A 25,486-nucleotide genomic window follows, 5' to 3' on the forward strand; every position below is an offset into this window, starting at 1 on the left:
GCGCGTCTATATACCGTAAACCCCCAGCCTTGTCTTGCCAGCAGGATGCGCTAACATGGCGCTCCTCATTCTTTCGTTGCCAGCCACCATGCACTGTCCCTTCTGCGGTGCCAATGACACCAAAGTCATCGACTCCCGCCTCGTCGCCGAAGGCGAGCAAGTACGCCGCCGCCGCGAATGCCTGGCCTGCGGCGAGCGCTTCACGACGTTTGAAACCGCCGAGCTGGTCTTGCCGCGCCTGATCAAGCAGGACGGCAGTCGCCAGCCGTTCGACGAAGAAAAGCTGCGCGCCGGCATGCAGCGCGCCCTTGAAAAGCGCCCGGTGAGTGTCGAACGCCTTGAAGCTGCACTGGCCCACATCAAGCACAAGCTACGGGCCACGGGTGAGCGCGAGGTCAAGTCGCTGGTGGTCGGCGAGCTGGTCATGGGCGAGCTGCAAAAGCTGGATGAAGTGGCCTATATTCGCTTCGCGTCCGTGTATCGCCGCTTTCAGGACCTCAACGAGTTTCGTGAAGAAATCGACCGTCTGGCCCGCGAGCCGGGTAAGGAATGAGTGCAGTGTTGACTGAACAGGCAGCCCTCGACGTTCATTACATGGCCCATGCGCTGGAACTGGCGCGCAAGGGCCTTTATTCGACACACCCCAACCCGCGAGTCGGTTGCGTGATCGTGCGTGACGGCCAGATTGTCGGTCAGGGCTGGCATGCGCGGGCTGGCGAGCCGCACGCCGAAGTGCACGCGCTGCGCGAGGCCGGGGAGCTTGCCCGGGGCGCAACCGCCTACGTCACACTTGAACCGTGCAGCCATCAGGGACGCACCCCGCCGTGCGCCGATGCACTGATCAGCGCCGGGCTGGCGCGGGTCGTTGCGGCAATGCAGGACCCCAATCCGCAAGTGGCCGGCAGCGGGCTTTTGCGCCTGATGACTGCCGGTATCAGCGTTCAGTGCGGCGTACTGGAAAGCGAAGCGCGAGCGCTGAACAAAGGTTTTATCAAGCGCATGGAAACCGGACGGCCCTATGTGCGGGTCAAGATGGCCATGAGCCTGGATGGCAGAACGGCCATGGCCAGCGGTGAAAGCCAGTGGATCACCGGCCCCGAGGCGCGTTCTGCGGTTCAGCGCCTGCGCGCCCAATCGAGTGTGGTGCTGACCGGTGCCGATACGGTGCTGGCCGACAAGGCACGCCTGACCGTGCGCCCTGACGAGTTGGGGCTCAATGCCGAACTGACGGCGCTGGCGGCTGCATGTCCGCCCCTGCGCGTATTGATCGACGGACGGCTGCGCGTGCCATTGGATACGCCGTTCTTTCAGGCGGGCAGTGCGCTGGTCGTGACCTGCGCCGCGGCGTCGGCGCGGGGTCGTTATCAGGAAGACGGTCACGAGATGCTGGCGCTGGCCGACAGCGCCGGTCATGTTGACCTGCGCAGGTTGATGGGCGAACTGGGCGCGCGGGGCGTCAACGAGGTGCTGGTCGAAGCCGGTCCGCGTCTGGCCGGTGCCTTCACGCGTCTCGGGCTGGTCGACGAATTTCAGCTATTCATTGCAGGCAAGTTTCTCGGTTCGTCGGCCCGGCCGCTGCTCGATCTGCCCCTGGCGCAGATGAGTGAAGCGCTGGAGCTGAACATCATCGAAATGCGAGCCGTCGGCAATGACTGGCGAGTCATTGCTCTCCCTGTCAGTGCACCCGGCGTATAATTCTTCGCTTTCGCCTAGCGCGTAGCCCTTGTTCTCCCGGAGGACCCATGTTTACCGGCATCATCGAATCCATCGGCAGCATCCGCGCCCTGACTCCCAAGGGTGGCGACGTCCGCGTTTACGTGGAAACCGGCAAGCTCGACCTGAGCGACGTCAAACTCGGCGACAGCATTGCCGTCAATGGCGTGTGCCTGACCGCCGTCGAATTGCCCGGCGACGGCTTTTGGGCTGACGTCAGCCGTGAAACCCTGACCGTGACTGCCTTTGTCGATTTGAAGAGCGGCAGCCGGGTCAACCTGGAAAAAGCCCTGACGCCGACCACGCGCCTGGGCGGTCATCTGGTCAGCGGCCATGTCGACGGCGTAGGCGAAATCGTCGCCCGTGCCGATAACGCCCGCGCCATCCAGTTTACGGTGCGTGCGCCGCGCGAGCTGGCCAAATACATCGCCCATAAAGGCTCGATCACCGTTGACGGCACCAGCCTGACGGTCAACTCGGTCAATGGCGCCGAGTTCGAACTGACCATCGTGCCGCACACCCTCAGCGAAACCATCATGGCCGACTACCTGCCTGGCCGTAAGGTCAACCTGGAAGTGGACCTGCTGGCGCGCTATCTGGAGCGTCTGTTGCTGGGCGACAAGGCAGCAGAACCGGGTCACGGGACGATCACCGAAAGCTTTCTGGCCGAGAACGGCTACCTCAAATCCTGAATCAAGGAGGGTGCCGCGTGGCGCTCAATAATATCGAAGAACTGGTTGAAGACATCCGCCAGGGCAAGATGGTCATCCTCATGGATGACGAAGACCGCGAGAACGAAGGCGACCTGATCATGGCCGCCGAATGCGTAAAGCCTGAGCACATCAACTTCATGGCGCGTTTCGCCCGTGGCCTGATCTGCATGCCGATGACCCGCGAGCGCTGCGAAACCCTCAAGCTGCCGCTGATGGCGCCGCGCAACGGCTCCGGTTTCGGCACCAAGTTCACCGTCTCCATCGAAGCTGCCGAAGGCGTGACCACCGGTATTTCCGCAGCCGACCGTGCGCGTACCGTGCAGGCCGCCGCTGCCAAAGAAGCCAAAGCCGAAGACATCGTCAGCCCGGGGCACATCTTCCCGCTGATGGCTCAGGCCGGTGGCACTCTGGCTCGCGCCGGGCATACCGAAGCGGCGTGCGATCTGGCGCGCATGGCCGGGTTCGAGCCGACGGGGCTGATCTGCGAAGTCATGAACGACGACGGCACCATGTCGCGTCGCGCCGAACTTGAAGAATTTGCCCTGCAACACGACATCAAGATCGGCACCATCGCCGACTTGATCCACTACCGGATGATCCACGAACGTACCGTTCAGCGGATTGCCGAGCAGCCGATGGACAGCGAACTGGGCAGTTTCAACCTGGTGACCTACCGTGATTCGGTCGAGGGCGATGTGCATCTGGCGCTGACCCTGGGCAAGATCTGCGCAGAAGAGCCGACCCTCGTACGCGTCCACAATATGGACCCGTTGCGCGACCTGCTGATGGTCAAACAGCCCGGCCGCTGGAGCCTGCGCGCCGCCATGCGTGCGGTTAGCGAGGCGGGCAGCGGTGTTGTGCTGTTGCTTGGTCACCCCCTGGATGGTGATGTATTGCTGGCCCATATCCGCGAAACCGCAGGGCAGCAACCGATCAAGACGCCGACCACTTACAGCACGGTGGGTGCCGGTTCGCAGATCCTTCGTGACCTCGGTGTGCGCAAAATGCGCCTGATGAGTTCGCCAATGAAGTTCAATGCGATATCCGGTTTCGATCTGGAAGTTGTAGAATACGTGCCCTCCGAATAAATACCGGCAGGTCGAGGCGTGCGAAAGACGGTTTTCGCAGCTTTTGGCCTGACAGTTGTGATTCGTGGCCTAATATCCCTCAAAGTCCGCCCCAAGGCGGGCTTGCTCTTTAATACGAGACTCACCGAATGACCTTGAAGACCATCGAAGGTACCTTCATCGCCCCCCAAGGCCGCTACGCCTTGGTGGTTGGCCGTTTCAACAGCTTCGTCGTGGAAAGCCTGGTTAGCGGTGCCGTTGATGCGCTGGTACGCCACGGCGTGAGCGAAAGCGATATCACCATCATCCGTGCGCCGGGTGCGTTCGAGATTCCACTGGTCGTGCAGAAAGTTGCTCAACGCAGCGAGTTCGCGGCCATCGTTGCACTGGGTGCAGTGATCCGTGGCGGTACTCCGCACTTCGAATACGTGGCAGGCGAGTGCGTCAAAGGCTTGTCCCAGGTTTCCATGGAATTCGGCGTTCCGGTCGCTTTCGGCGTATTGACTGTCGATTCCATCGAGCAGGCCATCGAGCGCTCCGGCACCAAGGCCGGCAACAAGGGCGCTGAAGCTGCCCTGTCCGCCATCGAAATGGTCAGCCTGCTGTCGCAGTTGGAGGCCAAGTGATTTCCGACGACACCGACCAGTTCAACCCGCGCGACGCCAAATCGCCGGAAATCGCCAAGGGCAAGAGCGCCAAACGTCGCGAAGCGCGTCAGATGGCAACTCAGGCCCTGTACCAACGGCACATGGCTGGCCACGCGCTGAACGAAATCGAAGCCCAGTTCCGTGTCGATAATGACTTCAGTAACGTTGACGGCACTTACTTCCGTGAGCTGCTGCACGGCGTGGCAACCAACCAGACCGAGATCGACACTGCTCTGACGCCTTGCCTTGATCTGACCATCGAAGAACTCGATCCGATTGAGCTGGCGATATTGCGCCTGTCCACCTTCGAACTGCTCAAGCGCATCGACGTGCCTTACCGCGTTGTGATCAACGAAGGCATCGAACTGGCCAAAGTCTACGGCTCCACTGACGGCCACAAGTTCGTCAATGGCGTGCTGGACAAGCTTGCACCGCGCCTGCGTGAAGTCGAAGTGAAGGCTCACAAGCGCTGATCAGCGCCTGACCTTCATGGGAGAGTTCGAGCTGATCCGCAATTACTTCGCCGCCGCGCCCTGTGCGCAGGCGGGCGAAGAGGTTGTATTGGGGATCGGCGACGATTGCGCGCTGCTGGCGTTACCGCCCGGTGAGCAGTTGGCGATCTCGACCGATACGCTGGTGGCCGATGTGCATTTTCCGGCCGTCTGCGACCCCTTTCTGCTTGGTCAGCGTGCATTGGCCGTCTCTGCCAGTGATCTGGCGGCCATGGGCGCTCGTCCCGTTGCATTCACCCTTGCCCTGACCTTGCCGCATGTCGATGCCGACTGGTTGCAGCGCTTTGCTCACGGTTTGAGCCTGATGGCGCAAGGCTGTTCGTTGCGCCTGATCGGTGGTGACACCACGCGCGGTCCGTTGAGCCTGACCCTGACCGTGTTCGGCGCTGTACCCTCAGGGCTTGCATTGACACGTAGCGGCGCTCGCGTAGGTGACCTGTTATGTGTCGGCGGTGCGCTGGGCGATGGTGCCGCTGCGTTGCCCCTGGTGTTGAATCAACGCAGCGCCGAGGCTTCTATTGCCGAACCGTTGCTGGCGCGCTACTGGTCGCCACAACCGCAATTGGCGCTGGGTCAGGCATTGCGCGGCAAGGCGACATCGGCACTGGATATCTCCGATGGCTTGCTCGCGGACTGCGGGCACATCGCCCGTGCTTCGGGGGTACGTCTGTTGATCGAGCGCGACGGGCTGCCAATGTCGCCGCACTTGCTCGCGTTGTTCGACCTGCAGGCCGCGCAACAGGCGGCGCTTAGCGGCGGTGACGATTACGTGCTGGCCTTTACGCTGCCGCCCGAACATCTGGCTGGGTTGCTCGACGCCGGCTGGCCGGTGCATGTGATCGGCCGGGTCGAGGCTGGAAATGACGTGGTTCTGATCGACCATGCCGGAGCCGACATCACCCCCGATACCCGTGGCTACCAGCATTTTGGCGGCCCACAGTGACGGGGTGTGTCAGGTCTATCTATCGAACTTTATGATCTAAATGCCCGAGAATTCAGCCTGAGCGTCTGTAGGAACCTGCTGTTACAATGCAAATCTTGCGAATTTCCAGTCTTCATACTGATCAGGAGCACACGGTGCCCGTCGTATTTGTCGCCGCTTCCAAACTGCCCACACCCTTTGCAGAATTTGCCATGCACGGCTTTATCGAGTCAGCAACCGGCCGTGAACACGTTGTCCTGAGCCTGGGCGATGTAGCGGATGGCGCTCCGGTTCTTGGCCGGGTGCACTCCGAATGCCTGACCGGTGATGCACTGTTCAGTCAGCGTTGCGATTGCGGCTCTCAACTGGAAGCCGCCATGCGCGCCATTGCTACCGAGGGGCGCGGCGTATTGCTGTATCTGCGTCAGGAAGGGCGCGGCATCGGCCTGATGAACAAGATCCGCGCCTACGAGCTGCAGGACGGCGGGGCCGATACGGTCGAAGCCAACGAGCGTCTTGGTTTTGCCGCCGACCAGCGCGACTACGCCATCTGCCTGCCGATGCTTCAGCATCTGGGTGTGCAGTCGCTGCGCCTGATGACCAACAACCCGCGTAAAGTCAAAGCGCTGACCGACATGGGCATCAATGTCGCCGAGCGTGTGCCGCTGCACACTGGGCAAAACCCGCACAATCGCCTTTATCTGGCGACCAAGGCCGGCAAGTTGGGGCACATGATGGGTAACGAACACCAAAGCGAGGTTGGCCCCGCGTGACACGCAGCCAGGTGCGCCAAAAGCTGGAAATGGCCTGGTGGCGCCAACTGGGCCTGACTCTGGCACCCTTGTTGGTGGTTTGTGTGTTTTTCGGCTCCAGTGAGCCACTTATCCCTGTGTTGGCGATACCGTTGTTCATCGCCGGGATAGGCTCGATGTTTGTCAGCTTGAAGCCGTTCGGTGCCTACAAACGTGCATTGGCGGCCACTCAGGCTGCGCTCGACACGCCGGAAGAGCCCGCCGCCTGGATCAAACTCGCTGCGGTTCGCCGTTTCGCCTTTCTGGCGGCCGGGCTTCCCGCCTGGATCGCCGCCATCGCTGTACTGTTCGGCCTGCACCCTCTGCCGGTTTGCCTGTTGGCATTTTCCAGTGTGGTGCTGCTTTACCTGTACCGGATTCCGGCAGCCAGCTGACTAAGGGTGCCGGTGCTGTAGCGCCCGGTCCGCTCCCACATAAGCCACTCTGCGAGCATTTTACAGGTTTTGAGGTGCGTGAAGATTTGGGCTTCTGCCCGGAGGGCGTGGGAGCTTCAGGAGGTTACGACGGCTGCGATGGGCTGCAAAGCAGCCCCAAAAACCGGCCAACTCGGCTCTGTCTGGCAAACCGAGGCGGCAGGTTTTGCTGTCGGTTACCGACAGTTCGCGGACAAGTCCGCTCCTACAGATTCCGACAGGCCCCATAAAAGTCTGACAGGTCGCGTAAAAGTCCGGGAGTTTGTGGACAAGCGAGGCGTCGCCCGGTCCGCTTCACGGTCTGAGTCGGAAGCGGACTTGTGTAACTGTCAGCCAATCAGCGCTAACCGCTCATTGATCGCCGCTTCGATCCCTTCAGCATCCAGCCCGCATTCAGCCAGCATCTGCGCCGGTTTGGCGTGCTCGACATAAACGTCCGGCAAGCCCAGGTGCAGCACGGACTTGAGGATGTTCGCGCGGGCCAGAAACTCGCTGACTGCCGCACCCGCACCACCCATCACCGCGTTTTCTTCCAGCGTGACCAGCAGTTCATGACTGGCAGCTGTTTCACGTACCAACGCCTCGTCCAGTGGTTTGACGAAACGCATGTCGATGACGGTCGCGTCCAGTTTCTCAGCGACCACCAGAGCCTCGGCCAGTTGCACGCCAAACACCAGAATCGCAACCCCCTGACCTTGACGGCGCACAACGCCTTTGCCAATTTCGACCGAGTCCAGATTGGCCTCGATCACAGCATTCGGCCCGGTGCCGCGCGGGTAGCGCACAGCGGCAGGCCCGGTGTGCAGATAGCCGGTGCTGAGCAATTTGCGCAATTCGTTTTCGTCACTCGGCGTCATCACCACAATGCCGGGGATGCAGCGCAGGTAAGACAGATCAAAGCTGCCCGCGTGGGTCGGGCCGTCTTCGCCCACAAGCCCGGCACGGTCAATGGCGAACAGCACGTCGAGGTTCTGCACCGCAACGTCATGCACCAACTGATCGTAGCCGCGCTGCAGGAACGTCGAATAGATCGCCACCACCGGCTTGCTGCCTTCACAGGCCATACCGGCTGCGAGGGTGACGGCGTGTTGCTCGGCAATGGCCACATCGAAGTAGCGCTCGGGAAAGCGCTCGCTGAAGTCCACCAGGTCCGAACCTTCCTTCATGGCCGGCGTGATACCCACCAGGCGCGAGTCGGCCTCGGCCATGTCGCAGATCCACTGGCCGAACACACCGGAGTATTTCGGTGAGCTGACTTTTTTCTGAACGCTGACAGGTGCATTCAGGGGTTCAAGCTTTGTAATGGCGTGATAGCCGATCGGGTCGACTTCGGCGGGCGCAAAACCCTTGCCCTTCTTGGTCACCACGTGCAGGAATTGCGGGCCTTTCAGGTCACGCATGTTGCGCAGCGTGGCAATCAGGGTTGGCAGGTCATGGCCGTCGATAGGGCCGATGTAATTCCAGCCCAGCTCTTCGAACAGCGTGCCGGGGACCAGCATGCCCTTTGCGTATTCTTCGGTACGCCGTGCTATTTCCCACGCGCCCGGCAGCCGCGAAAGCACTTTCTTGCTGCCTTCGCGCATGCTGGTGTAGGTACGGCTGGAAAGAATCTTGGCCAGGTAGTTCGAAAGCCCGCCGACATTGCGCGAGATCGACATATCGTTGTCGTTGAGGATGACCAGCATGTTCGCCGCGACTTCCGGCGCGTGGTTCAACGCCTCGAATGCCATGCCGGCGGTCAGCGCACCGTCGCCGATCACGGCAATCGATTTGCGCTCGCTGCCTTGCAGGCGTGAAGCAATCGCCATACCCAGCGCCGCGCTGATCGAGGTGCTGGAGTGGCCAACGCCAAACGTGTCGTACTCGCTCTCGCTGCGGCGCGGAAAGGCGGCAACACCGTCCTTCTGGCGCAGGGTGGACATGCGCGCGCGACGGCCGGTGAGAATCTTGTGCGGATAGGCTTGATGACCCACGTCCCACACCAGACGGTCGTCCGGGGTGTCAAACACGTAATGCAGCGCGATGGTCAACTCGATGACCCCAAGACCGGCACCGAAATGCCCTCCGGTCTGGCCAACGGAGTACAGCAGCTCCAGGCGCAGTTCATCGGCCAGGGTTTCGAGCTCGGCTTCACCCAGACGGCGTAAGCCGTGTGGGGTGTCAGCCTGGTCGAGCAACGGCGTGACCGGGCGCTCGCGGGGGATCTCTTTGAACGTCGTGGGCATCAGGCGAATCGTTATTTATAAGTAAAGAGGCGGCAGTTTACCTTATGCATCGCACGCTGCCCATGAAGTGAGTCGGCGGAAGGTCCGTCGACTGACAAGCTTGATGATTCAGACCTGATGAACCGTCGTTGATTCATCGTATTTCAGTCCCGGCAAATAGCGATCAGTGACGGCGCTCGACGATGTACCGCGCCAACTCGCGCAACGGCTCTGCCGTGGTGTCGAAAAGACTCAGCGCAGCGAGCGCCTGATCGCGCAATTCCAGGGCATAGCCCTTGGCCGAGTCCAGGCCCAGCAGTGCGGGGTAGGTCGGTTTGTCGCGGGCGATGTCGGCACCCTGGCGCTTGCCGAGGGTCGCGGTATCGCTTTCGACGTCGAGAATGTCGTCTTGAACCTGAAAGGCCAGACCGACCGCACGTGCATAGACCTGCAGGGCATCGAGCCGCGCCTGATCGGCCTGACCGCTGGCCAGGGCGCCGAGCCGAACACTGGCTTCGATCAACGCGCCGGTCTTGTGACGGTGCATGTATTCCAGCGCAGCCTGATCCAGCTTCAGCCCTACCGAGCCCAGATCGATGGCCTGGCCGCCCACCATTCCGGCCGGACCTGCGGCAGCGGCCAGTGTGCTGACCATCTGCAATCGGGTTGCGGCGTCACGCGAGCTCAGGTGCGGGGCGAGCAAGGCGGTGAAAGCGAGGCTTTGCAGGCCGTCACCGGCGAGGATCGCGCAGGCCTCATCGAACGCTTTGTGGGTGGTCGGCTGGCCGCGACGCAGGTCGTCATCGTCCATCGCCGGCAAATCGTCGTGCACCAGTGAGTAAGCATGGATCAGCTCGACCGCACAGGCCGCGCCATTGGCATCTTCGGCCACGCCGCCCAGTGCTTCACAGGCGGCGTAGGCCAGCAGCGGGCGCACACGTTTGCCACCGTTCATCACGCTGTAACGCATGGCCTCGTAGAGGCGGCTCAGCTCAGGGCTCGGTGCCTGAAACAAGCCTTCGAGTGCTGCATTGACGCGAGTCTGGCTTTGCGCTTGATAGCTCGCGATCATTCGGGGAGTTCCGCGTCGTCGAACGGCTCTTCGGTCAGTTCACCGTCGCGTTCCAGCAACACTTGAACCTTTTGTTCAGCCTGGGTGAGGGCGCTCTGGCAGTCACGCGTCAGGCGCACGCCTTGCTCGAAGGCGGTCAACGAGTCTTCCAGCGACAGCTCACCATTCTCCAGTCGCTCTACCAGCGCTTGCAGATCAGCGAGAGACTGTTCGAAATCCAGTGCAGCTTTCTTGCGGGCCATGGGGGCATTTCCGGTAGAGGTTAAACCGCGCGACACTAGCAGAGCGGCGGCCTTGGGGCAAATGACGGCGATGGATGTTCGTTGTCGTAGCGAGCAAAGTGACTCAACCCGCAGCAAACCCGTTCTGCAAGTCGGCGATCAGATCATCCGGGCTTTCAAGGCCGACCTGCAGCCGCAGCATAGGCCCCATACCGCGGTCTGGACCATGCTGCTCGATTTCCGTGACCAGGCTTTCAAAACCGCCCCAGGAATAACCGATGCCAAACAGCGTCAAGGCACCTGTAAAACGATCCAGCACCTGCCGATCAGCCGTTTTGAACTCGAAACTGAGCAAGCCGTTGCAACCATGGAAATCGCGTTTCCAGAGGGCGTGCCCCGGATCGCTCGGCAGCGCGGGATACAGAACGCGCGCGACTTCAGGCTGATCCTGCAGCCATTGCGCGACCTGCATCGCGTGGCGTTCGTGCATGGCCATGCGTGCCGCCAGACTGCGCGCCCCGCGTAGCACCAGATAGGCGTCATCCGGGCTGACGGTGTTGCCGACAGCGGTGTTCATGGTTTTCAGGGTTTGCCAGTGAGTTTCGGTGGTACTGACACTGCCCATCATCACATCCGAGTGCCCGGCCATGTATTTGGTCAGGGCCATCAGCGAGATGTCCGCGCCCAGCTCCAGCGGCTTGTATAAAACCCCGGAACCCCAGGAGTTATCCACCGCCAATAGCATGCTCTTCGCTTTGCACAGCTGCGCCAGGGCGGGCAGGTCGCACATCTCGAAGGTCAGCGAGCCCGGTACTTCGGCGTAGATCATCCGCGTGTTGGTTTTGATCATCGATTCCACGTCACTGCCATCGGCGGCATAGAAGTCGAACTGAATATCGAAAGCCTTCAACATCGTGTTCGCCAGACGCCGGACAGGTCCGTAGACCGATTCGGTGAGCAGTATGTGATCGCCGGGGCGCAGAAAGGATTGAAACATCTGTGCGACGGCGGCAAGCCCGGTCGGGTAAAGACATGTGCCGTGCGCGCCTTCCAGCTCGGAGATCAGGTCCTGCAAGGCAAACGCAGTCGGGTTGCCATTGGCCCCGTAAGTCAGCGAACGCTCCGGCCCAGCCGTGCGAACCTCGGCTTCGCGCAAGCTTTCCAGGCTGTCGAACACTACCGTGCTGAGGCGCACAACCGGCGGATTGACCGCAAGCCCCGGGCCGCTACTGGCGCTGCGACCACGTTGCGACAGGGCAGTGTGGGCGCGAGGGTCTTTGCTGTGCGGCATCTGAGGCTCCGGTAAGTGCTGGCGTTATTGATTGCACCAAGCGTAATGCATCCGTGCGGTTGGCAGGTATTACTGATCGTCCTTCGCTATGTCCAGTGCGTAAAACTCGTGCAGTTTGGCCTGTAGCAATTGCCTGTCCGGCAGTCGGGTCTGGTATTCGGCAATCAGTGCCGGTGACAACGAGCGGTTCAGCGCGTACTCGACCACTTCATCGTTCTTGCTGGCGCACAGCAGCACGCCAATGGCGGGGCTTTCATGGGGTTTGCGCTCGGTCTGGTCCAGTGCTTCCAGATAGAAGTTCAGTTTGCCCAGGTACTCAGGCTCAAAGCGTCCGACCTTAAGTTCGATGGCAACAAGGCAGTTGAGGCCACGATGGAAAAACAGCAGGTCCAGGGCGAAATCCTGGCCACCCACCTGCACCGGGTACTCGGAGCCGACAAAGCAGAAGTCACGACCCAGTTCGATCAGAAAATCCCTCAGGCGTTGCAGCAAGCCGCGATGCAGGTCCGCCTCGGCATGTCCGGCAGACAGCTCCAGAAACTCCACCATGTAGGCATCACGAAACACCTCCAGTGCGGCCGGCCGGGTTTCCTTGAGCATGGCCGAGGCTTTGGCTGGCTGGGTGACAGTGCGTTCGAACAAGGCGGTTTTGAATTGGCGTTCCAGTTCGCGGCTGGACCATTTTTCCCTGATAGCCATACGCAAGTAAAACTCACGTTCTTCGGGTCGCTTGCTTTGACTGAAAATGATCAAGTGATGAGTCCACGGCAATTGTGTCAGCACTGCTGACACTTTCTCATCGCCCCGGTAAGCCTCGAAAAACTGGCGCATGCGAAACAGATTTCGACGTGTAAACCCGCGCAGCCCCGGTTGGGTGGTAGCCAGGTGCTCGGCAAGCTGGCTGACCACTGCATCGCCCCATTCGGCGTTTTCAATCTTGCGACTGATGTAGGCGCCGACTTGCCAGTACAGCTCGATCAGACGCGTGTTGACCGCCTGCGCTGCCTGCTGTCGAGCGCCCTGAATCATGGCGAGCACTTCATCGAAGCGATCACTTGCGGGTGCCTGCGGTACGTTGGGAGTATTCATGCTGCCAGTACTCCGCGATGTGGCAATCGGGTTGCTGGTTGCAAGAGAGGGGCCGGGCGGGTAGTTCCCTGGTTCATGTGAGCGCGTCCTTTGGAAGTCAGTAGGCCGGCTACTTTACGTGCAGATCACACCTGCCAGACCCGGCATTTGCGCCGGGTTTGTGACATCAGGTTTCTCTTCGCGCCGACCTTGACTTGCGCCTCATTTATCCAGATCAGAGGCCTCATGTCGCTCCGGAACCTGATCCGCTTCTTCGCCCCAGGTGCGATTGACCTTCTGGCCTTTGATGACAGCCGGGCGTGCTGCGATCTCTTCCGTCCAGCGGATCAGGTTCGGGTATTCGTGCACTGACAGGAACTCGGCAGCCGAGTAAACCTTGTTGCGCACCAGCGCGCCATACCATGGCCACACCGCGATATCGGCAATCGTATAGGTATCGCCGGCCAGGTAGCGGTGCTGCGCAAGGCGACGGTCCAGCACATCGAGTTGACGCTTGGCCTCCATCGCGAAACGGTTGATGGGGTATTCGAGTTTCTCGGGCGCGTAAGCATAGAAATGCCCGAACCCGCCGCCCAGATAAGGCGCAGCGCCCATTTGCCAGAACAGCCAGTTGAGGGTTTCTGTGCGGCCTGCCAGGTCTGCGGGCAGAAAGCTGGAAAACTTCTCCGCCAGGTACAGCAGGATTGACCCGGACTCGAAGACCCGCACAGGCGTTTCATGGCTTCGGTCCAGTAACGCCGGGATCTTGGAGTTGGGATTGATCTCGACAAATCCGCTGGAAAACTGATCGCCCTCGGATATGCGGATCAGCCAGGCATCGTATTCCGCCCCGCTGTGCCCCAGCGCCAGCAACTCTTCCAGCATGATCGTGACCTTCACCCCATTGGGCGTGGCCAGTGAATAAAGCTGCAGCGGATGCTTGCCGACCGGCAGCTCCTTCTCATGCGTGGGACCGGCGACAGGCCGGTTGATGCTGGCAAACGCGCCACCCGTTGGCGTTTCCGGCTGCCAGACTTTTGGTGGGGTGTAAGGAGATTGCGTCATGAAGAGCCTCGCTTGTTCAGGGACGATCGCAGGACCGGTCGCGTTGAAATGACCATTGACGTTATAGATCAATGCACGGGGAGGGAAGTGCCTTGCGATTCTGGTCGTGCACAGCGCCCATCGTAACGAGGCAGCCAAGGCAGCATTAGATTGCCGTCTGTAGTCTGTGGAATATTCCTACAGCAACTAAGGCGGCGTCCTATAGCTGTAGATCGGCAAAACAAGGGAGTATGTGCGCGCATCAGGAGGCCTGAAGGTTATCCATGTTAGCGCTTGATTGTCAGAGGTCGTTTGCCCAGGCCAAATTATTAATAACCGGATATCCGTATGCCGTTATCTTGTATCGCAGGCGTTATCAAATGGCGCGATCTGGTCATCAACCTCGTCTGCAAAGAAATAAAAATCCGCTATATGGGCGCGACGCTGGGTTTCGTATGGTCACTGGGTAACCCGTTAGTTGTGACACTCACGTATTACATGGTGTTTACCTACATTCTGCCCAGCAGTCAGGACCGTTTCGCACTTCATCTGGTGACCGGCGTCGTCCACTGGATGCTGCTGGCGCAAATAGTCTCGCAAAGTGGAGAGTGGCTCATCAACAACGGCAATCTCATTCGCAAATTACGCTTTCCACGCATCTTGCTGCCCGTCTCCGGGGCGCTCACGATTATTGTGTTCTGGGCAGGCTGCATGATCGTGTACGCATCATTGTTTGCCATGCTCGGCGGTGTGTTTACCCGGGCACTGTTTTTTTACCCGATTGTATTGATCGCATTCATGGCATTGATCATGGGCTTGGGTCTGGCGCTCAGCGTCATCCAGATAACCGTGCGTGATGCCAAGCATTTCATCGATGTGTTTTTACCCTTGCTGTTCTGGTTCACGCCAATCGTGTGGGTCACCTCTTCGCTGCCCGAGGGTATTGCCAGTATCGCGGCCTACAACCCGGTAGCCCTGTATTTCAACAGTTTCAGCAGCATTCTGCATGCCGGGGTCATTCCGGATACCCGTGAACTGGTCCTCTGCGTAGTGCTGGGCGCCACGTCGCTTGTAGCCGGCCTCGCCATATTCAGACGAGTAGACCGTGCGGTGGAGTACTTATGAGCAGCGTCGTCATCAAGGCCGAAAACCTCACCAAGCGGTTCGTCCTGCGCCATAACAGAGGCGGTCTGAAGAAAAAGTTTCTAGGACTGTTTGACGCCCGACACCGGGAGTACGCCGAGCACTTCATGGCGGTAAGCGACGTGTCGTTCACCCTGCACAAGGGCGAGTCGCTGGCGCTTGTGGGCCACAACGGTTCTGGCAAAAGCACGCTTTTGCAGCTTGTCTCAAGAATCCTTATTCCTACCAGCGGGCGTTTGACTACCGTTGGCCGTGTAGCGCCGTTGATTGAAATTGGCGTTGGCTTTCATCCCGAACTGACCGGCGAAGAAAATATTTACCTGAACGCCAGTCTGTTCGGCTTGAGCAACAAGGAAATACGTTCGCGCTTCAACGAGATTGTCGACTTCTCCGGTCTGGGGAATTTCATTGATACACCGGTGAAGAACTATTCATCGGGCATGTACATGCGGCTGGGGTTTTCGGTTGCTGTCCATGTGGAACCGCAGACGTTACTGGCTGATGAGGTACTTGCTGTGGGTGATGAAGAATTCAAGCTCAAATGTCACGAACGAATTCGCAGCCTGCAGGATGACGGCATGGCCTTGATTCTGGTGACTCACGCCGTAGAAGAAGGCAGAGCATTTTGTCAGCGATATTTGAAACTTGAGCGTGGTCGGATGATTGAACATGGTTGCTATTAGTAAGTCTTTTTTTGAAGTTTAAAAGTTCAAGGCGTCAGGTTTACATCAACTGGGTAAACACTATTTCACACAGGAATTTCCATGCTGCAAATTATCGTTCCAATGGCCGGAGCCGGGAGTCGCTTTGCCGTTGCAGGCTACACAGACCCCAAGCCATTGATCCCTGTGCATGGTGTGCCGATGATCAAGGTCGTGATTGATAACCTGACACCTGACTGCCCGCACAGATTCATCTTTATATGTCAGGCGGAACAGGTCGCGGCTTACGGGCTCAGAGAAAAACTGAATGCCTGGGCACCCGGTTGCGGCATCGTCGAACTTGGCGGTTTGACCGGTGGTGCGGCCTGCACTGTTTACGCAGCAAGGCACCTGATCGATTATGACCAGCAAGTGATGATTGCCAACAGCGACCAGTACGTTGACGTAGACATCAATGCCTATCTGCATGCAATGAACGAATGCGATGCCGCTGGCCTGATCATGACCATGAAAGCCAGCGATCCGAAGTGGTCATTCGTGGGGTTCGATTCACAAGGCCACATCAATCGCGTGGTTGAAAAGGAAGTCATCTCGGACGAAGCCACTGTCGGCATCTACAACTTTCGCAGTGGCGGCCAGCTGGTATCAGCCATCGAAGCGATGGTCCTGAAAGATCTTCGCGTCAACGGCGAGTTCTACGTCGCGCCGGCCTACAACGAGCTGATCGAGCAAGGTGCAAAGGTCATTCATTACAGCATTGGCGCTGAAGGTCATGGCATGTATGGCCTTGGCATACCCGTCGATCTGAACCTGTTTCTGTCACTGCCTTTAAGCCGGCAGGCAGCCTCGGGCGTCGGGAACTGACATGCAGATCATCAGCCATCGCGGTTACTGGTTGCACAAGCCCGAGCGCAACCTGAAGCAAGCCTTCCATCGATCATTCGATTTCGGTTTCGGTACCGAAACCGACGTCCGTGATGTGGCGGGTCAACTCGTGATTTCTCATGACATGCCCGTGGGCGGCGAACTGACGCTCGACGGTCTGCTCGACATCATGGCGGGTCGCAACCTGCCTCTGGCCATCAATGTGAAGGCCGATGGCATGGCGCTTGCGCTCAAGAAGACGTTTGCCCGTTACGGCCACACCAACTGGTTCGTCTTCGACATGGCTGTTCCGGACATGCGCAGTTACCTCATCGAAGAGGTCATCACCTATTCCCGCCTCAGCGACGTTGAACCTTCACCCGCCTGGCTCGAAAGGGCCACAGGCGTGTGGCTTGATGGTTTCGACAGCGAGTGGTTTTCCAATCAGGTTATTGGTGATCTTTTGTCACAAGACAAGCAGGTCTGTGTGGTTTCACCGGAACTGCACGGCCGCGACTGCATGGCGCTGTGGCAACAGTTGCTTGAGTTCAGGTCGGAGAACCGTTTGACGCTGTGCACTGATACTCCCGTAGACGCAGCCATTTTCTTCAAGTGAGGCAATCATGATCAAGGCAGTGATTTTCGATATGGATGGTGTCCTCATCGAAGCCAAGGAGTGGCACTACGATGCACTGAACAAAGCACTCAGTCTGTTCGGCTACACCATCAGTCGCCACGAGCACCTGACGGCTTATGACGGTCTGCCCACTTCGCGAAAACTCGACATGTTGAGTGTCGAACGTGACCTGCCGGTTGCCTTGCACACCTTCATCAACGAGATGAAACAGCAATACACCATGGAGATTGTCCACGCCCAGTGCAAACCGACATTTGTGCATCAATACGCGTTGTCATCGCTGAAAACCCTGGGCTACAAGCTGGCCGTTGCGTCCAACTCCATTCGCAACACCGTGGAGATCATGATGGGCAGGGCAGATCTTGATAAATACCTCGACCTGCAACTTTCCAACGAAGACGTGGCACACGCAAAGCCCGCGCCCGACATCTACACCAAAGCCATCAAGCAGCTTGGCATGAAGCCCGAAGAGTGCCTGATCGTCGAAGACAACGAAAATGGCATCAAGGCCGCCAGAGCCTCGGGTGCCCATGTTCTGGTTGTTGCGCAAACCTGCGATGCAAACCTCAACAACATCCTTGACCGAGTCGAACAGATCAACGCCGACAAGGTGGCCAGCCTGTGAGCAAAATGAACATCATTCTTCTGTCAGGCAAAAAGAGCGAAGCGCAGCCCGGCGATGGCGAGTACCCCGAATACTTGTGCGAGTACAACGGCAAGCCGTTGATCCATACGCTGATCGATAATTGTGCCGCGCTTGAGCCGCGCAGGATTATCTGCACGTTCTCGAATGACGACGTCATCGGTTTGCACCTGCGCAACATGGTCCAGCAGATGCATCCTTCTGCCAGCGTTCTTCCCGTTCACAACATCACCCAAGGCGCTGCCTGCACCGCGCTTCTGGCGAGCGGGCAAATCGATAACGATGATGAGCTGCTGATCCTCAGCGTCAGTGATTTTCTCGACATAGAACTGCGAGAGGTGCTGCGTGTTTTTCGGGAAGCGAACGAGGACGCCGGTGTCGTCATCTTCAACTCTCTGCACCCTCGTTATTCATTTGCACGCCTGGACAGCGACCAGCGCGTTATCGAGGCCGCCGAAAAGAATCCGATCAGTCCTCACGCCATTGCAGGCATGTACTGGTTCAAATCCGGTTCGCTGTTTGTCTCCGCCGCCAAGGAGATGATTCGCAAGGACGCCAGGGTCAATGACCACTTCTACATCGCCCCAGCCCTCAATGAACTGGTGCTGTTACACAAGAAGATTGGTGCCTACCGGATTGAACCCCGTCAGTACCGCCCCTTGAAAACCCAGAACCAGCTTCACGCGTTTGAAATGGCGGACATTCGATGAAAACGGCGAAGCTGGGAGACATGGTCAAAGGCTGGTTCGTGGGCGGGTTTGAACCGTCTGCGTTCAAGACCGAGTCTTGTGAGGTGGGCATCAAGCATTACAAGTCCGGCGACAGGGAAGTGGCTCACTATCACAAGGTTGCCACCGAGATAACTGTGTTGCTCTGCGGGTCAGTCATCATGCGCGATAAAGTCTGGGAGGCCGGCGACATCATCGTTCTCGAGCCTGGGGATATCACGGCTTTCGAGGCACTTACCGATGCGACCACCGTGGTCGTCAAGTTGCCGGGTGCACTCGATGACAAGTACGTGGTCTGACGCATGAAAACCATTCATCTTCAACACCATCCAGGTCTTGGTTATGCGTCGGCGAATGTGCTGCGTACTCTGCCGGCGGACCTGTTATTGCCCCACGAGTGCTCAAGCCTGGTCTCGTTTCGCAAGCACCCTGTGCGCAAGCCTGATATGGAAATCAGCAAGCTGCATGCGGCGCAACGGTGTACGCAAATACATGATCATGGTTCGTACTGCTTTTATGGCGTGCAGAGTGATTCACCCCTCGCGCCGCTGCTGCTGTGGGACGGCGCGCATTTTCTGAATGTCGGCGAGAAGATCACCGTCATCGAAGACACTCCGATCGAGTGTTACCTGGACCGTGAATACTTCGCCGGATCACTCAAGGCTATTGCGCGTTCGAGCAACTCGGTCACCTACGAGAAAGTGTCCAGGCTGGCTGCCGAGTCGAATGACGATCTCGATAGCTGGACCTTCGGCATTCCTGTCGGTTCAGGCGACGCTACCGTTCTCAATGCGGTAGTGAAGCGCATTCTGGAAATTGAGATTCCGCACAAGGAGATACTGCTGTGCGGCACACCCGGTAGCAACTTCGCTTATTTCGACAAGGTTCGCATCATTGGGGAGGATATTACTGCGCCGCCCGTGCAGATCTGCAGAAAGAAAAACCGCCTGGCGCAGGAGGCCCGATACAGCAACCTGGTGATCCTGCACGACCGCGTTTTTCTACCCCGGAATTTCGGAGAAGTCGTACATCGCTTCGGTCCGCGCTATCCGCTGATGACGCTGCAAAGCATGTTCTTTGACAATCGAATCAGCATGCATCCGCAGCGCTATTCGGATTACGGCATGGCCATGGACGAGGTCGCGCAGGGGCTGTTAGGGCTGCACCGCACCAACGGTAATGCGCAAGCTATTGCACCGTCAGTATTCTCGGAAGTCGACCGGACTGGATTCTGTTTTGCCAGCCCGATGCGTTATAACAACGATGCCAGTTACCCGACAGGCAGCCTCTATATTTGCCGTAAGGAGGTATGGAATGGCTGCCCTCTGGACGAGTCTCTCCACTGGGTCGAATACGAAGACATCGAGCACGCACTAAGGGCTTCCAGAGCGGGTATTCCGAACCGCGTTAACCCGTACGGTATCACCCAGTCCGTGACCTCCCGAGCATTGCTGGGCGGCAAGGCTCCGGTCGAATCAGTTAACGGATGCCTTGAAATGTCCGGCCCCTGCTATTTGTCCTTGCTTGAAAAGAAGCCTCTTTTCAATCTGTCCGTCGAGGCCGCGTTGACTCGATTGCGGCAGTTTGGCGACAAGTACCTGGCCAATCCGTCGGCGGTGATCATTCCAACCGGTCTTGATCGCATCACCGTCCGCGCCTGGATTGAACTGATTGATCGCGTGGTTCAGCAGTCCACGTTCAAAAACGACATTGAGACGGTCCGAGCGTTTATCGCCGACTTCGAGGGGCTGGTGCTGTGTGATCAGTTGCCAAGTATCCGGCATGCGTTTCTGGTCAGCTGTTTCCTGACAGACCCTATCCAGGCCAAACAGACACTGATCACTCATAGTTGCGAAGTGCGCAACATGTTGCGTCAACGCAGCACGCAGACGTGGTTTGTTCGTCAGCAGGATGATTACTTTCACCACAACCTGCTGTCGCTCCCCGGCATTTTGATTTCGGCGCTGGGTGCTTACAGAAACAACGGGAAAATCTTCTATTTTGAAAGCGCGTGGGCTGCGGTGAAGGCCATCTACAACTCCACGCCCTTCACGTCCTATGCCAGAGGTTCCAGATGAAGATATTCGTCGTGTCTCATTTGAGCCCCACGCCTGCCAGTCATGAGTTGATCTGTCAGTTGTCCCATATTAAACACGAGCCTAGAAAAACCGTTCCTGTGCTTGTCATCGACGACCGCTACAACCTGACCAAACTGCCCGTCAGTGATCTATCGACAGATCATGTCCAGTTCAGCCTGGAAGATTTTCTTCACGAGAACGGTGTGAGCGGCGTCGTGGCCAACACAGTTGCCCGTCATATGGACACGGTGGAGAGCGACTGGGTGCTGATTGATTTTGGGCAGCACGACTCGGCTACCTGCATGGATTTCATCCGGAAAATTGCTCGCTATAACTACCTGAGCCCAAGGCTGCGACACCGGAACATTGTGATCATGGTGCCTGCCATGCATCTGGGCATCTACTCGCGAACGCTCAATGAGTCATTCAACAATTTGCCGGTAAGCACAACCGCTTCGGTCCGCTCCGCTCAGATCGGACGGTTATTCATGGTTACGCGTCTTGAGAAGGTACTGATCAGCCTGCCATTGCTGGTGGGTGTCTTGCGTCGAGCGCGACGTCTTTTTCTTCGCATATTTCGGCGTGCTGCAAGATCCATCTGACTGATCTGTTCTTACCGTTGTTAGCGGTCGTCTTACATTACAAGGTTAAAACATGCGTCATCTTACGGCCGTTGATTCCACAAAGATCAGCGTGGTTATCCAGGGCCCTCTCTATCGAAACTTAAGCCCCAAGCGGAACATCTTCGCCTGCATCGCGTCGATAAGAACGCATTTGCCGCACGCTGAAGTCATCGTTTCAACCTGGTGCAACGAAGATGTTTCTGCAGTGGAGGCTGATCAGATCATCCTGTCGGATGATCCAGGTGCTTTCGTCGACGATGCCGGCAATCAAATCAACGTCAATCGCATGCTGCGATCAACGCTGGGCGGGATTCAGGCAGCAGCACGGCCGTACATCATGAAGATGCGCGCTGACCACAACCTGACCAGCGCTGCACTTGCTGTCATCGGCCGGCCAGATGACAACGAGCCCGTCGAGCCCCGATTGTTCGACACGCCTATTACCACCACGACGCTTTACATTCGCGACCCTGAACAAATGCCGATGCTGTTTCACATATCGGACCTGGTCCAGTTCGGCACACGTGACGCCATGCTCGCCATGTGGGTACAGCCGTTGTTCAAAAGAGAAGAGCTCTTCAACAACACGCCGTCTCGCAACCCGTTCGGAAACTTCATCGGCTATACATCCGCGCGCATAGTGAGCGAACAGGCACTCATGCTTGGCCTCATGCGCAGGCGCGGTATTGACGCTCGACTTGCAAAACCCTGTCAGGTGGGCCTCAGTAATCTGAAACTGTGGGATAACGTTTTGGGGTGCAATTTCAGGGTATTGAACCACCACGAAGCCGGAGTCGATTTCCCTGAGCGCTTTACCGCAAACAGCTACGTGCTGAAAACGCTCTATACAGCAGATGAGATCGAGCAACTAAGGCGCCTTGGGCCTGGCGCCTACCGGTCGAGAATAGCGCGCATCTGGCTCAACCAATACGTACTCAACTGCTTGCGCCCCGGCTGGTGGATATCGTTCGCGACCATCGCCCTGTTCAGCCTCTCGCCTGCGATGGCAAGAGTCGTACGCTCGTACTGGCGAAAGAGCAGGAAGCTGGAGCATGTGGGGTCTTATCGGGTTTAGGCATCATAAGCCCGAACACCTGTACAGTTTAACGAGGCATGATTGTACCGATAATATTTGATGTTATTTCAAGGCTGTTACTTTATTCTCGCCGCGCTCTTCTATGTGGCCAATCGCCATTTTTGCCGCAGCAGGTTCCCGCTACGCATGGAAGCGCCCCCAACATAAGGAATGAATCGTGACCGCTGTGATTTTTCGCAAGACCCTTCTCGCCATGGCTGTGGCTGCAACTGCTATCCCTGCTTTTGCTGAAACTGTCCAACTGACCAATGCTGGCTACAACAGCGAGCGTCAGGCCCATACTGGCAATCTTGAAATCAACGGCGCCTATACCGGCAGTACGGTTAAAGACGCGATCAAACTCAGCGGTTCGACGGTTGACAAGGATCTGATCTTCAACGCGAACATCAACAACTCCGGCAACCTTGCCGGTGGTGAAGAAGCCAAAGGCGTCAGTCTCCAAGGCGGCAGAATTGTCGGCAGCGTTATCAACCGGCGCCTGATTGATGTGACGAGCACAGGGGCAACTGCTCTGGATGTCGCGACGAGTCTGGCTGTTTTCGAAAACCATGGCAGCATTACCGCCACGGGCACGGGGTCTAAAGGCCTTCGCATCGACGGTGCCACGATCACGGGCTCCAATGCTTATATAACCAATGCGGGGACGATTCGTGGGGATGGCGCTGCTATTGCGATCGGTACTACCCGATACAGCATTAGCAATGCCCAACCCTGGTTTATCGAGCGGGGCGACTTCAACATCTACAACACCGGCTCGATCATTTCTGCAGACAGGGCCATCGACGCTTCAAAAAGCAACCGACCGGTCGAGCTGATCCTGAGAAAAGGCAGCGTTGTGGTCGGCAACCTGATAGACCTGAGCAATATCGAGCTGGAAGGGGATACCTCTTTCGCAGGTACTGACAGCCATACCGATGGCTACAATATTCGTCTCAAGACGGGCGGCGAGGTTTACGTTGGCGGCACCTCCAGCAGCCCCACTACCATGACCTTTGAGTCCACGCACACCAGCATTAACGGCGACCTCTATGTCGACGGCAACTCTGCGCTCGGCCTGAATCTGAGCAATGCCACTGATACTAAAACTGCTGTGCTGAAAGTGACCGGCACTACTCAGTTCGAGCAGGGCGCGCAAGTAAAGCTGGCGGCAAAGGGTGACGACTTCAACGCCAACGGCACGACTTACAAGCTTATCGAGGCAGGTAAGATCGAATTGCTGGGCAAAGATGGGACAGCGGTCGATTCTGCCGGCAAGCTCGATGTGGTCAGTACCTCCGCGCTACTTAAAATCGACAGCTATACCGTCGACGGCAAAAACGTGGTGGCTGTAGTCACCGGTAAAGGCCGGGAAGAGGTCGCCCAGGTAGTTGCTGATAACGGCGGCTCAGTTAATGAACAGGCAACACTGGTCACCTTGACCGGTGACAGCATCGTCAGCAGATTGAATGACAGCGACTCGTTCAAACAACTCTTGTTGAACGCGGATGGAGGTCAAGTTGCCAAACTGGCTTCGGCGTTGACCCCGGAAGTCAGCGGTGGGGCCAGAAGCGCCGCCACCACCAGCCAGAGCCTGATCAGCAATGTGACGGGCAGCCGCACCAGTTCTATACGCGGTGCATCCTCTGGCGAAGGCTTCAAAGATGCGGGTGTCTGGGTCCAGTCACTCTACAGCGACGCCACTCAAGACCGGCGTGACGGCATTGCCGGCTACAACGCCTACAGCAACGGAATCGCAGTAGGTGCTGACGGCAAGGTCAATGAAAACCTGACGCTGGGACTGGCCTACAGCTTCATCAACACCGATGTGAATGGCAAAAGTGGCAACAAAACCAACGTTGATAGCCATGCCTTTACGCTGTACGGCGGGTTTGAAAAGGGCAACTATTTCGTTGATACGAGCTTGACTTACGGCTTCAACGACAACCAGGGCAAGCGCAGCATCGCAGGTACGCGTGCCAAGGCCGATTACGACAGTGACCTGCTGGGTCTGAATCTGGTGGGCGGCTACACCTATCACGTCAGCCCGCAAGTACTGATCGAGCCACGTCTTGCCGCGCGTTACAGCCAGGTAAACATTGATGGCTACCGCGAAAAAGGTTCTTCGGCTGCGCTGAAAGTAGAAGACCAGCGTTATGAGGCGATTGAGTTGGGCGCAGGTATGCGTGTGGCTGGCAGTTTCAGCTTGGGTGCCGGCACGCTGGAGCCGCAGGCCAAGCTGATGGCTTACCATGACTTCGCCGCCGACGAGGCTCAGAGTACATCGACCTTTTTGCTCGGCAGCACGCCGTTCGTGACAACTGGCGCCAAAGCGGTGCGTGACAGCTACGAAGCCGGTGTAGGTGCCGATTACAAACTGGGCGCAGTTACATTGGGCGTCAACTACGACTACATCGGAAAGTCCGGCTTCGATGCCGACGTGTTTTCGGCAAAAGTGCGTTACGACTTCTGATGGATTGGTTTCGTCCTTGCGAACAACGCCGGGTCGGTATTCATGGGGTTTTGATGGCGCTGCTGGTCAGCGCCTTCATCTCGGGTTGTCAGTCGCCAAGCGCCTCATTGCAACAATTGGCGGACGAGCACCACCGGCAGATGCAGATTCTGCCGGGACAGCCTTTTCCGCTGATCGCGCTATTGCCGCCAGAGACCTTCAGGGCCGCTCGCCTGCGAGTATATCTGGAAGGCGACGGTCACGGCTGGGCCACGGCAACCCAGCCCAGTCTTGATCCAAGCCCACGGAAACTGCTCGTACCGAGCCTGGCAATCAACGATCCGACGCCCAATGCTTACCTGGCGCGACCCTGCCAGTTCATCAAGGTCGCAGCGTGTAACCCTGCACTCTGGACCCATCGACGCTTCTCTCTTGAAGTCGTCTCCAGCATCAGCCAGGCGCTGGACCAATTGAAGCACCGCTACGGTAACCGTGAGTTTGAGTTAATCGGCTATTCCGGTGGCGCTACCCTGGCACTGTTGCTCGCTGCGCAGCGGGATGACGTGACTGGTGTTCAGACCCTCGCGGGCAACCTCGACCCGACACAATGGGCAAAAACAAAAAGCCTTTCGCCGCTTAGCGGGTCACTGGACCCACTGGATTACACCCAGCGCTTGGCGCTTATACCTCAGCGTCACTTTTCGGGAGCAGGTGACGAAATGATACCCACTGAATTAGCGGAGCGTTATAACCGGCTACTGGGCAACACAGCGTGCAGTCTGCTGATTATCGTTGCAGATGCGACCCATGAAACTGGATGGGAAGAGGCGTGGAAGGTGTGGAGAGGGCTTGAGTTTGCAGGGTGTAAATGAGTCCTTTCGTCAA

27 protein-coding genes are annotated in these 25,486 nt (G+C 58.0%); 21 read left to right on the top strand and 6 right to left on the bottom strand.

Annotated features, from left to right (window positions below):
• The first annotated feature begins 88 nt into the window (after window positions 1–88).
• From nrdR to QRN38_RS25095, 9 genes are all read left to right on the top strand, one after another.
• A complete protein-coding gene (gene nrdR / locus QRN38_RS25055; protein WP_003379141.1) occupies window positions 89–553 on the top strand; it encodes a transcriptional regulator NrdR in 465 nt (154 codons plus the stop codon).
• Entirely contained in the window at window positions 550–1,695 is a 1,146-nt protein-coding gene (gene ribD / locus QRN38_RS25060; RefSeq protein WP_074844442.1) for a bifunctional diaminohydroxyphosphoribosylaminopyrimidine deaminase/5-amino-6-(5-phosphoribosylamino)uracil reductase RibD, read from the top strand. Before nrdR ends, ribD begins: the two co-directional genes overlap by 4 nt.
• A gap of 47 nt (window positions 1,696–1,742) precedes the next feature.
• Entirely contained in the window at window positions 1,743–2,405 is a 663-nt protein-coding gene (locus QRN38_RS25065; protein ID WP_003379137.1) for a riboflavin synthase, read from the top strand.
• 17 nt (window positions 2,406–2,422) lie between these two features.
• A complete protein-coding gene (ribBA, locus tag QRN38_RS25070) occupies window positions 2,423–3,514 on the top strand; it encodes a bifunctional 3,4-dihydroxy-2-butanone-4-phosphate synthase/GTP cyclohydrolase II (protein WP_005769016.1) in 1,092 nt (363 codons plus the stop codon).
• Window positions 3,515–3,642: 128 nt separating this feature from the next.
• Window positions 3,643–4,119 carry a 6,7-dimethyl-8-ribityllumazine synthase gene (gene ribH, locus QRN38_RS25075; protein ID WP_002555427.1) on the top strand — a complete coding sequence of 159 codons (477 nt, stop codon included), beginning with the start codon at window positions 3,643–3,645 and terminating at the stop codon, window positions 4,117–4,119.
• Window positions 4,116–4,613 carry a transcription antitermination factor NusB gene (nusB, locus tag QRN38_RS25080; RefSeq protein ID WP_003379132.1) on the top strand — a complete coding sequence of 166 codons (498 nt, stop codon included), beginning with the start codon at window positions 4,116–4,118 and terminating at the stop codon, window positions 4,611–4,613. The genes ribH and nusB overlap by 4 nt, the downstream gene beginning before the upstream one ends.
• A 16-nt stretch (window positions 4,614–4,629) precedes the next feature.
• Window positions 4,630–5,595 (top strand): thiamine-phosphate kinase, encoded by a 966-nt coding sequence (gene thiL / locus QRN38_RS25085; RefSeq protein ID WP_011103239.1) that lies wholly within the window; start codon window positions 4,630–4,632, stop codon window positions 5,593–5,595.
• 134 nt (window positions 5,596–5,729) lie between these two features.
• A complete protein-coding gene (gene ribA / locus QRN38_RS25090) occupies window positions 5,730–6,347 on the top strand; it encodes a GTP cyclohydrolase II (protein ID WP_003379129.1) in 618 nt (205 codons plus the stop codon).
• Window positions 6,344–6,760, top strand: coding sequence for a hypothetical protein (locus tag QRN38_RS25095; RefSeq protein ID WP_057417507.1), 417 nt, complete (start codon window positions 6,344–6,346; stop codon window positions 6,758–6,760). The genes ribA and QRN38_RS25095 overlap by 4 nt, the downstream gene beginning before the upstream one ends.
• 368 nt (window positions 6,761–7,128) lie before the next feature.
• Here QRN38_RS25095 and dxs read toward each other — a convergent pair whose 3' ends face one another.
• The 6 genes from dxs to yghU form a co-directional block, all read right to left on the bottom strand.
• The gene (gene dxs / locus QRN38_RS25100) at window positions 7,129–9,024 is read right to left on the bottom strand and encodes a 1-deoxy-D-xylulose-5-phosphate synthase (RefSeq protein WP_057417508.1); all 1,896 of its coding nucleotides are present in this window, start codon (window positions 9,022–9,024) and stop codon (window positions 7,129–7,131) included.
• 163 nt (window positions 9,025–9,187) lie between these two features.
• A complete protein-coding gene (locus QRN38_RS25105; protein WP_024667225.1) occupies window positions 9,188–10,075 on the bottom strand; it encodes a polyprenyl synthetase family protein in 888 nt (295 codons plus the stop codon).
• Complete coding sequence (locus QRN38_RS25110; protein WP_003379121.1) at window positions 10,072–10,317, bottom strand: exodeoxyribonuclease VII small subunit; 246 nt, start codon at window positions 10,315–10,317, stop codon at window positions 10,072–10,074. Before QRN38_RS25110 ends, QRN38_RS25105 begins: the two co-directional genes overlap by 4 nt.
• Window positions 10,318–10,420: 103 nt before the next feature.
• Window positions 10,421–11,587: a cystathionine beta-lyase gene (gene metC, locus QRN38_RS25115; RefSeq protein ID WP_057417509.1), complete on the bottom strand. Its 1,167-nt coding sequence runs from the start codon at window positions 11,585–11,587 to the stop codon at window positions 10,421–10,423.
• Window positions 11,588–11,656: 69 nt separating this feature from the next.
• Window positions 11,657–12,676, bottom strand: a complete 1,020-nt coding sequence (locus tag QRN38_RS25120) for a PDDEXK nuclease domain-containing protein (RefSeq protein ID WP_005769035.1) — start codon at window positions 12,674–12,676, stop codon at window positions 11,657–11,659.
• A 201-nt stretch (window positions 12,677–12,877) separates the two neighbouring features.
• Window positions 12,878–13,720: a glutathione-dependent disulfide-bond oxidoreductase gene (yghU, locus tag QRN38_RS25125; RefSeq protein WP_005769036.1), complete on the bottom strand. Its 843-nt coding sequence runs from the start codon at window positions 13,718–13,720 to the stop codon at window positions 12,878–12,880.
• A gap of 327 nt (window positions 13,721–14,047) precedes the next feature.
• On the opposite strand from yghU, the gene QRN38_RS25130 reads away from it, so the two are divergent.
• The 12 genes from QRN38_RS25130 to QRN38_RS25185 all read left to right on the top strand — a co-directional run bounded on the left by QRN38_RS25130 (window position 14,048) and on the right by QRN38_RS25185 (window position 25,473).
• Complete coding sequence (locus QRN38_RS25130; RefSeq protein WP_024667227.1) at window positions 14,048–14,824, top strand: ABC transporter permease; 777 nt, start codon at window positions 14,048–14,050, stop codon at window positions 14,822–14,824.
• Window positions 14,821–15,525 carry an ABC transporter ATP-binding protein gene (locus tag QRN38_RS25135; RefSeq protein WP_024667228.1) on the top strand — a complete coding sequence of 235 codons (705 nt, stop codon included), beginning with the start codon at window positions 14,821–14,823 and terminating at the stop codon, window positions 15,523–15,525. Before QRN38_RS25130 ends, QRN38_RS25135 begins: the two co-directional genes overlap by 4 nt.
• Window positions 15,526–15,606: 81 nt before the next feature.
• Window positions 15,607–16,368 carry a glycosyltransferase family 2 protein gene (locus tag QRN38_RS25140; RefSeq protein ID WP_005769040.1) on the top strand — a complete coding sequence of 254 codons (762 nt, stop codon included), beginning with the start codon at window positions 15,607–15,609 and terminating at the stop codon, window positions 16,366–16,368.
• A 1-nt stretch (window position 16,369) separates the two neighbouring features.
• Window positions 16,370–16,984, top strand: a complete 615-nt coding sequence (locus QRN38_RS25145) for a phosphatidylinositol-specific phospholipase C/glycerophosphodiester phosphodiesterase family protein (protein ID WP_122223246.1) — start codon at window positions 16,370–16,372, stop codon at window positions 16,982–16,984.
• A gap of 7 nt (window positions 16,985–16,991) precedes the next feature.
• The gene (locus QRN38_RS25150) at window positions 16,992–17,630 is read left to right on the top strand and encodes an HAD family hydrolase (RefSeq protein ID WP_005769043.1); all 639 of its coding nucleotides are present in this window, start codon (window positions 16,992–16,994) and stop codon (window positions 17,628–17,630) included.
• Entirely contained in the window at window positions 17,627–18,358 is a 732-nt protein-coding gene (locus QRN38_RS25155; protein ID WP_005769045.1) for a glycosyltransferase family 2 protein, read from the top strand. The genes QRN38_RS25150 and QRN38_RS25155 overlap by 4 nt, the downstream gene beginning before the upstream one ends.
• Window positions 18,355–18,675 carry a hypothetical protein gene (locus tag QRN38_RS25160; RefSeq protein ID WP_005769047.1) on the top strand — a complete coding sequence of 107 codons (321 nt, stop codon included), beginning with the start codon at window positions 18,355–18,357 and terminating at the stop codon, window positions 18,673–18,675. The genes QRN38_RS25155 and QRN38_RS25160 overlap by 4 nt, the downstream gene beginning before the upstream one ends.
• A 3-nt stretch (window positions 18,676–18,678) precedes the next feature.
• Complete coding sequence (locus tag QRN38_RS25165; RefSeq protein WP_005769049.1) at window positions 18,679–20,454, top strand: hypothetical protein; 1,776 nt, start codon at window positions 18,679–18,681, stop codon at window positions 20,452–20,454.
• Window positions 20,451–21,056 (top strand): hypothetical protein, encoded by a 606-nt coding sequence (locus QRN38_RS25170; RefSeq protein ID WP_007245501.1) that lies wholly within the window; start codon window positions 20,451–20,453, stop codon window positions 21,054–21,056. Before QRN38_RS25165 ends, QRN38_RS25170 begins: the two co-directional genes overlap by 4 nt.
• A 52-nt stretch (window positions 21,057–21,108) precedes the next feature.
• Window positions 21,109–22,152 carry a WavE lipopolysaccharide synthesis family protein gene (locus QRN38_RS25175; protein WP_057418416.1) on the top strand — a complete coding sequence of 348 codons (1,044 nt, stop codon included), beginning with the start codon at window positions 21,109–21,111 and terminating at the stop codon, window positions 22,150–22,152.
• A 178-nt stretch (window positions 22,153–22,330) separates the two neighbouring features.
• Entirely contained in the window at window positions 22,331–24,622 is a 2,292-nt protein-coding gene (locus tag QRN38_RS25180; RefSeq protein ID WP_057418415.1) for an autotransporter family protein, read from the top strand.
• Entirely contained in the window at window positions 24,622–25,473 is an 852-nt protein-coding gene (locus QRN38_RS25185; protein ID WP_057418414.1) for an alpha/beta hydrolase, read from the top strand. The genes QRN38_RS25180 and QRN38_RS25185 overlap by 1 nt, the downstream gene beginning before the upstream one ends.
• Window positions 25,474–25,486 lie beyond the last annotated feature (13 nt).

This window comes from Pseudomonas sp. CFBP2511 (assembly GCF_030209255.1).
GTDB lineage: Bacteria > Pseudomonadota > Gammaproteobacteria > Pseudomonadales > Pseudomonadaceae > Aquipseudomonas > Aquipseudomonas avellanae.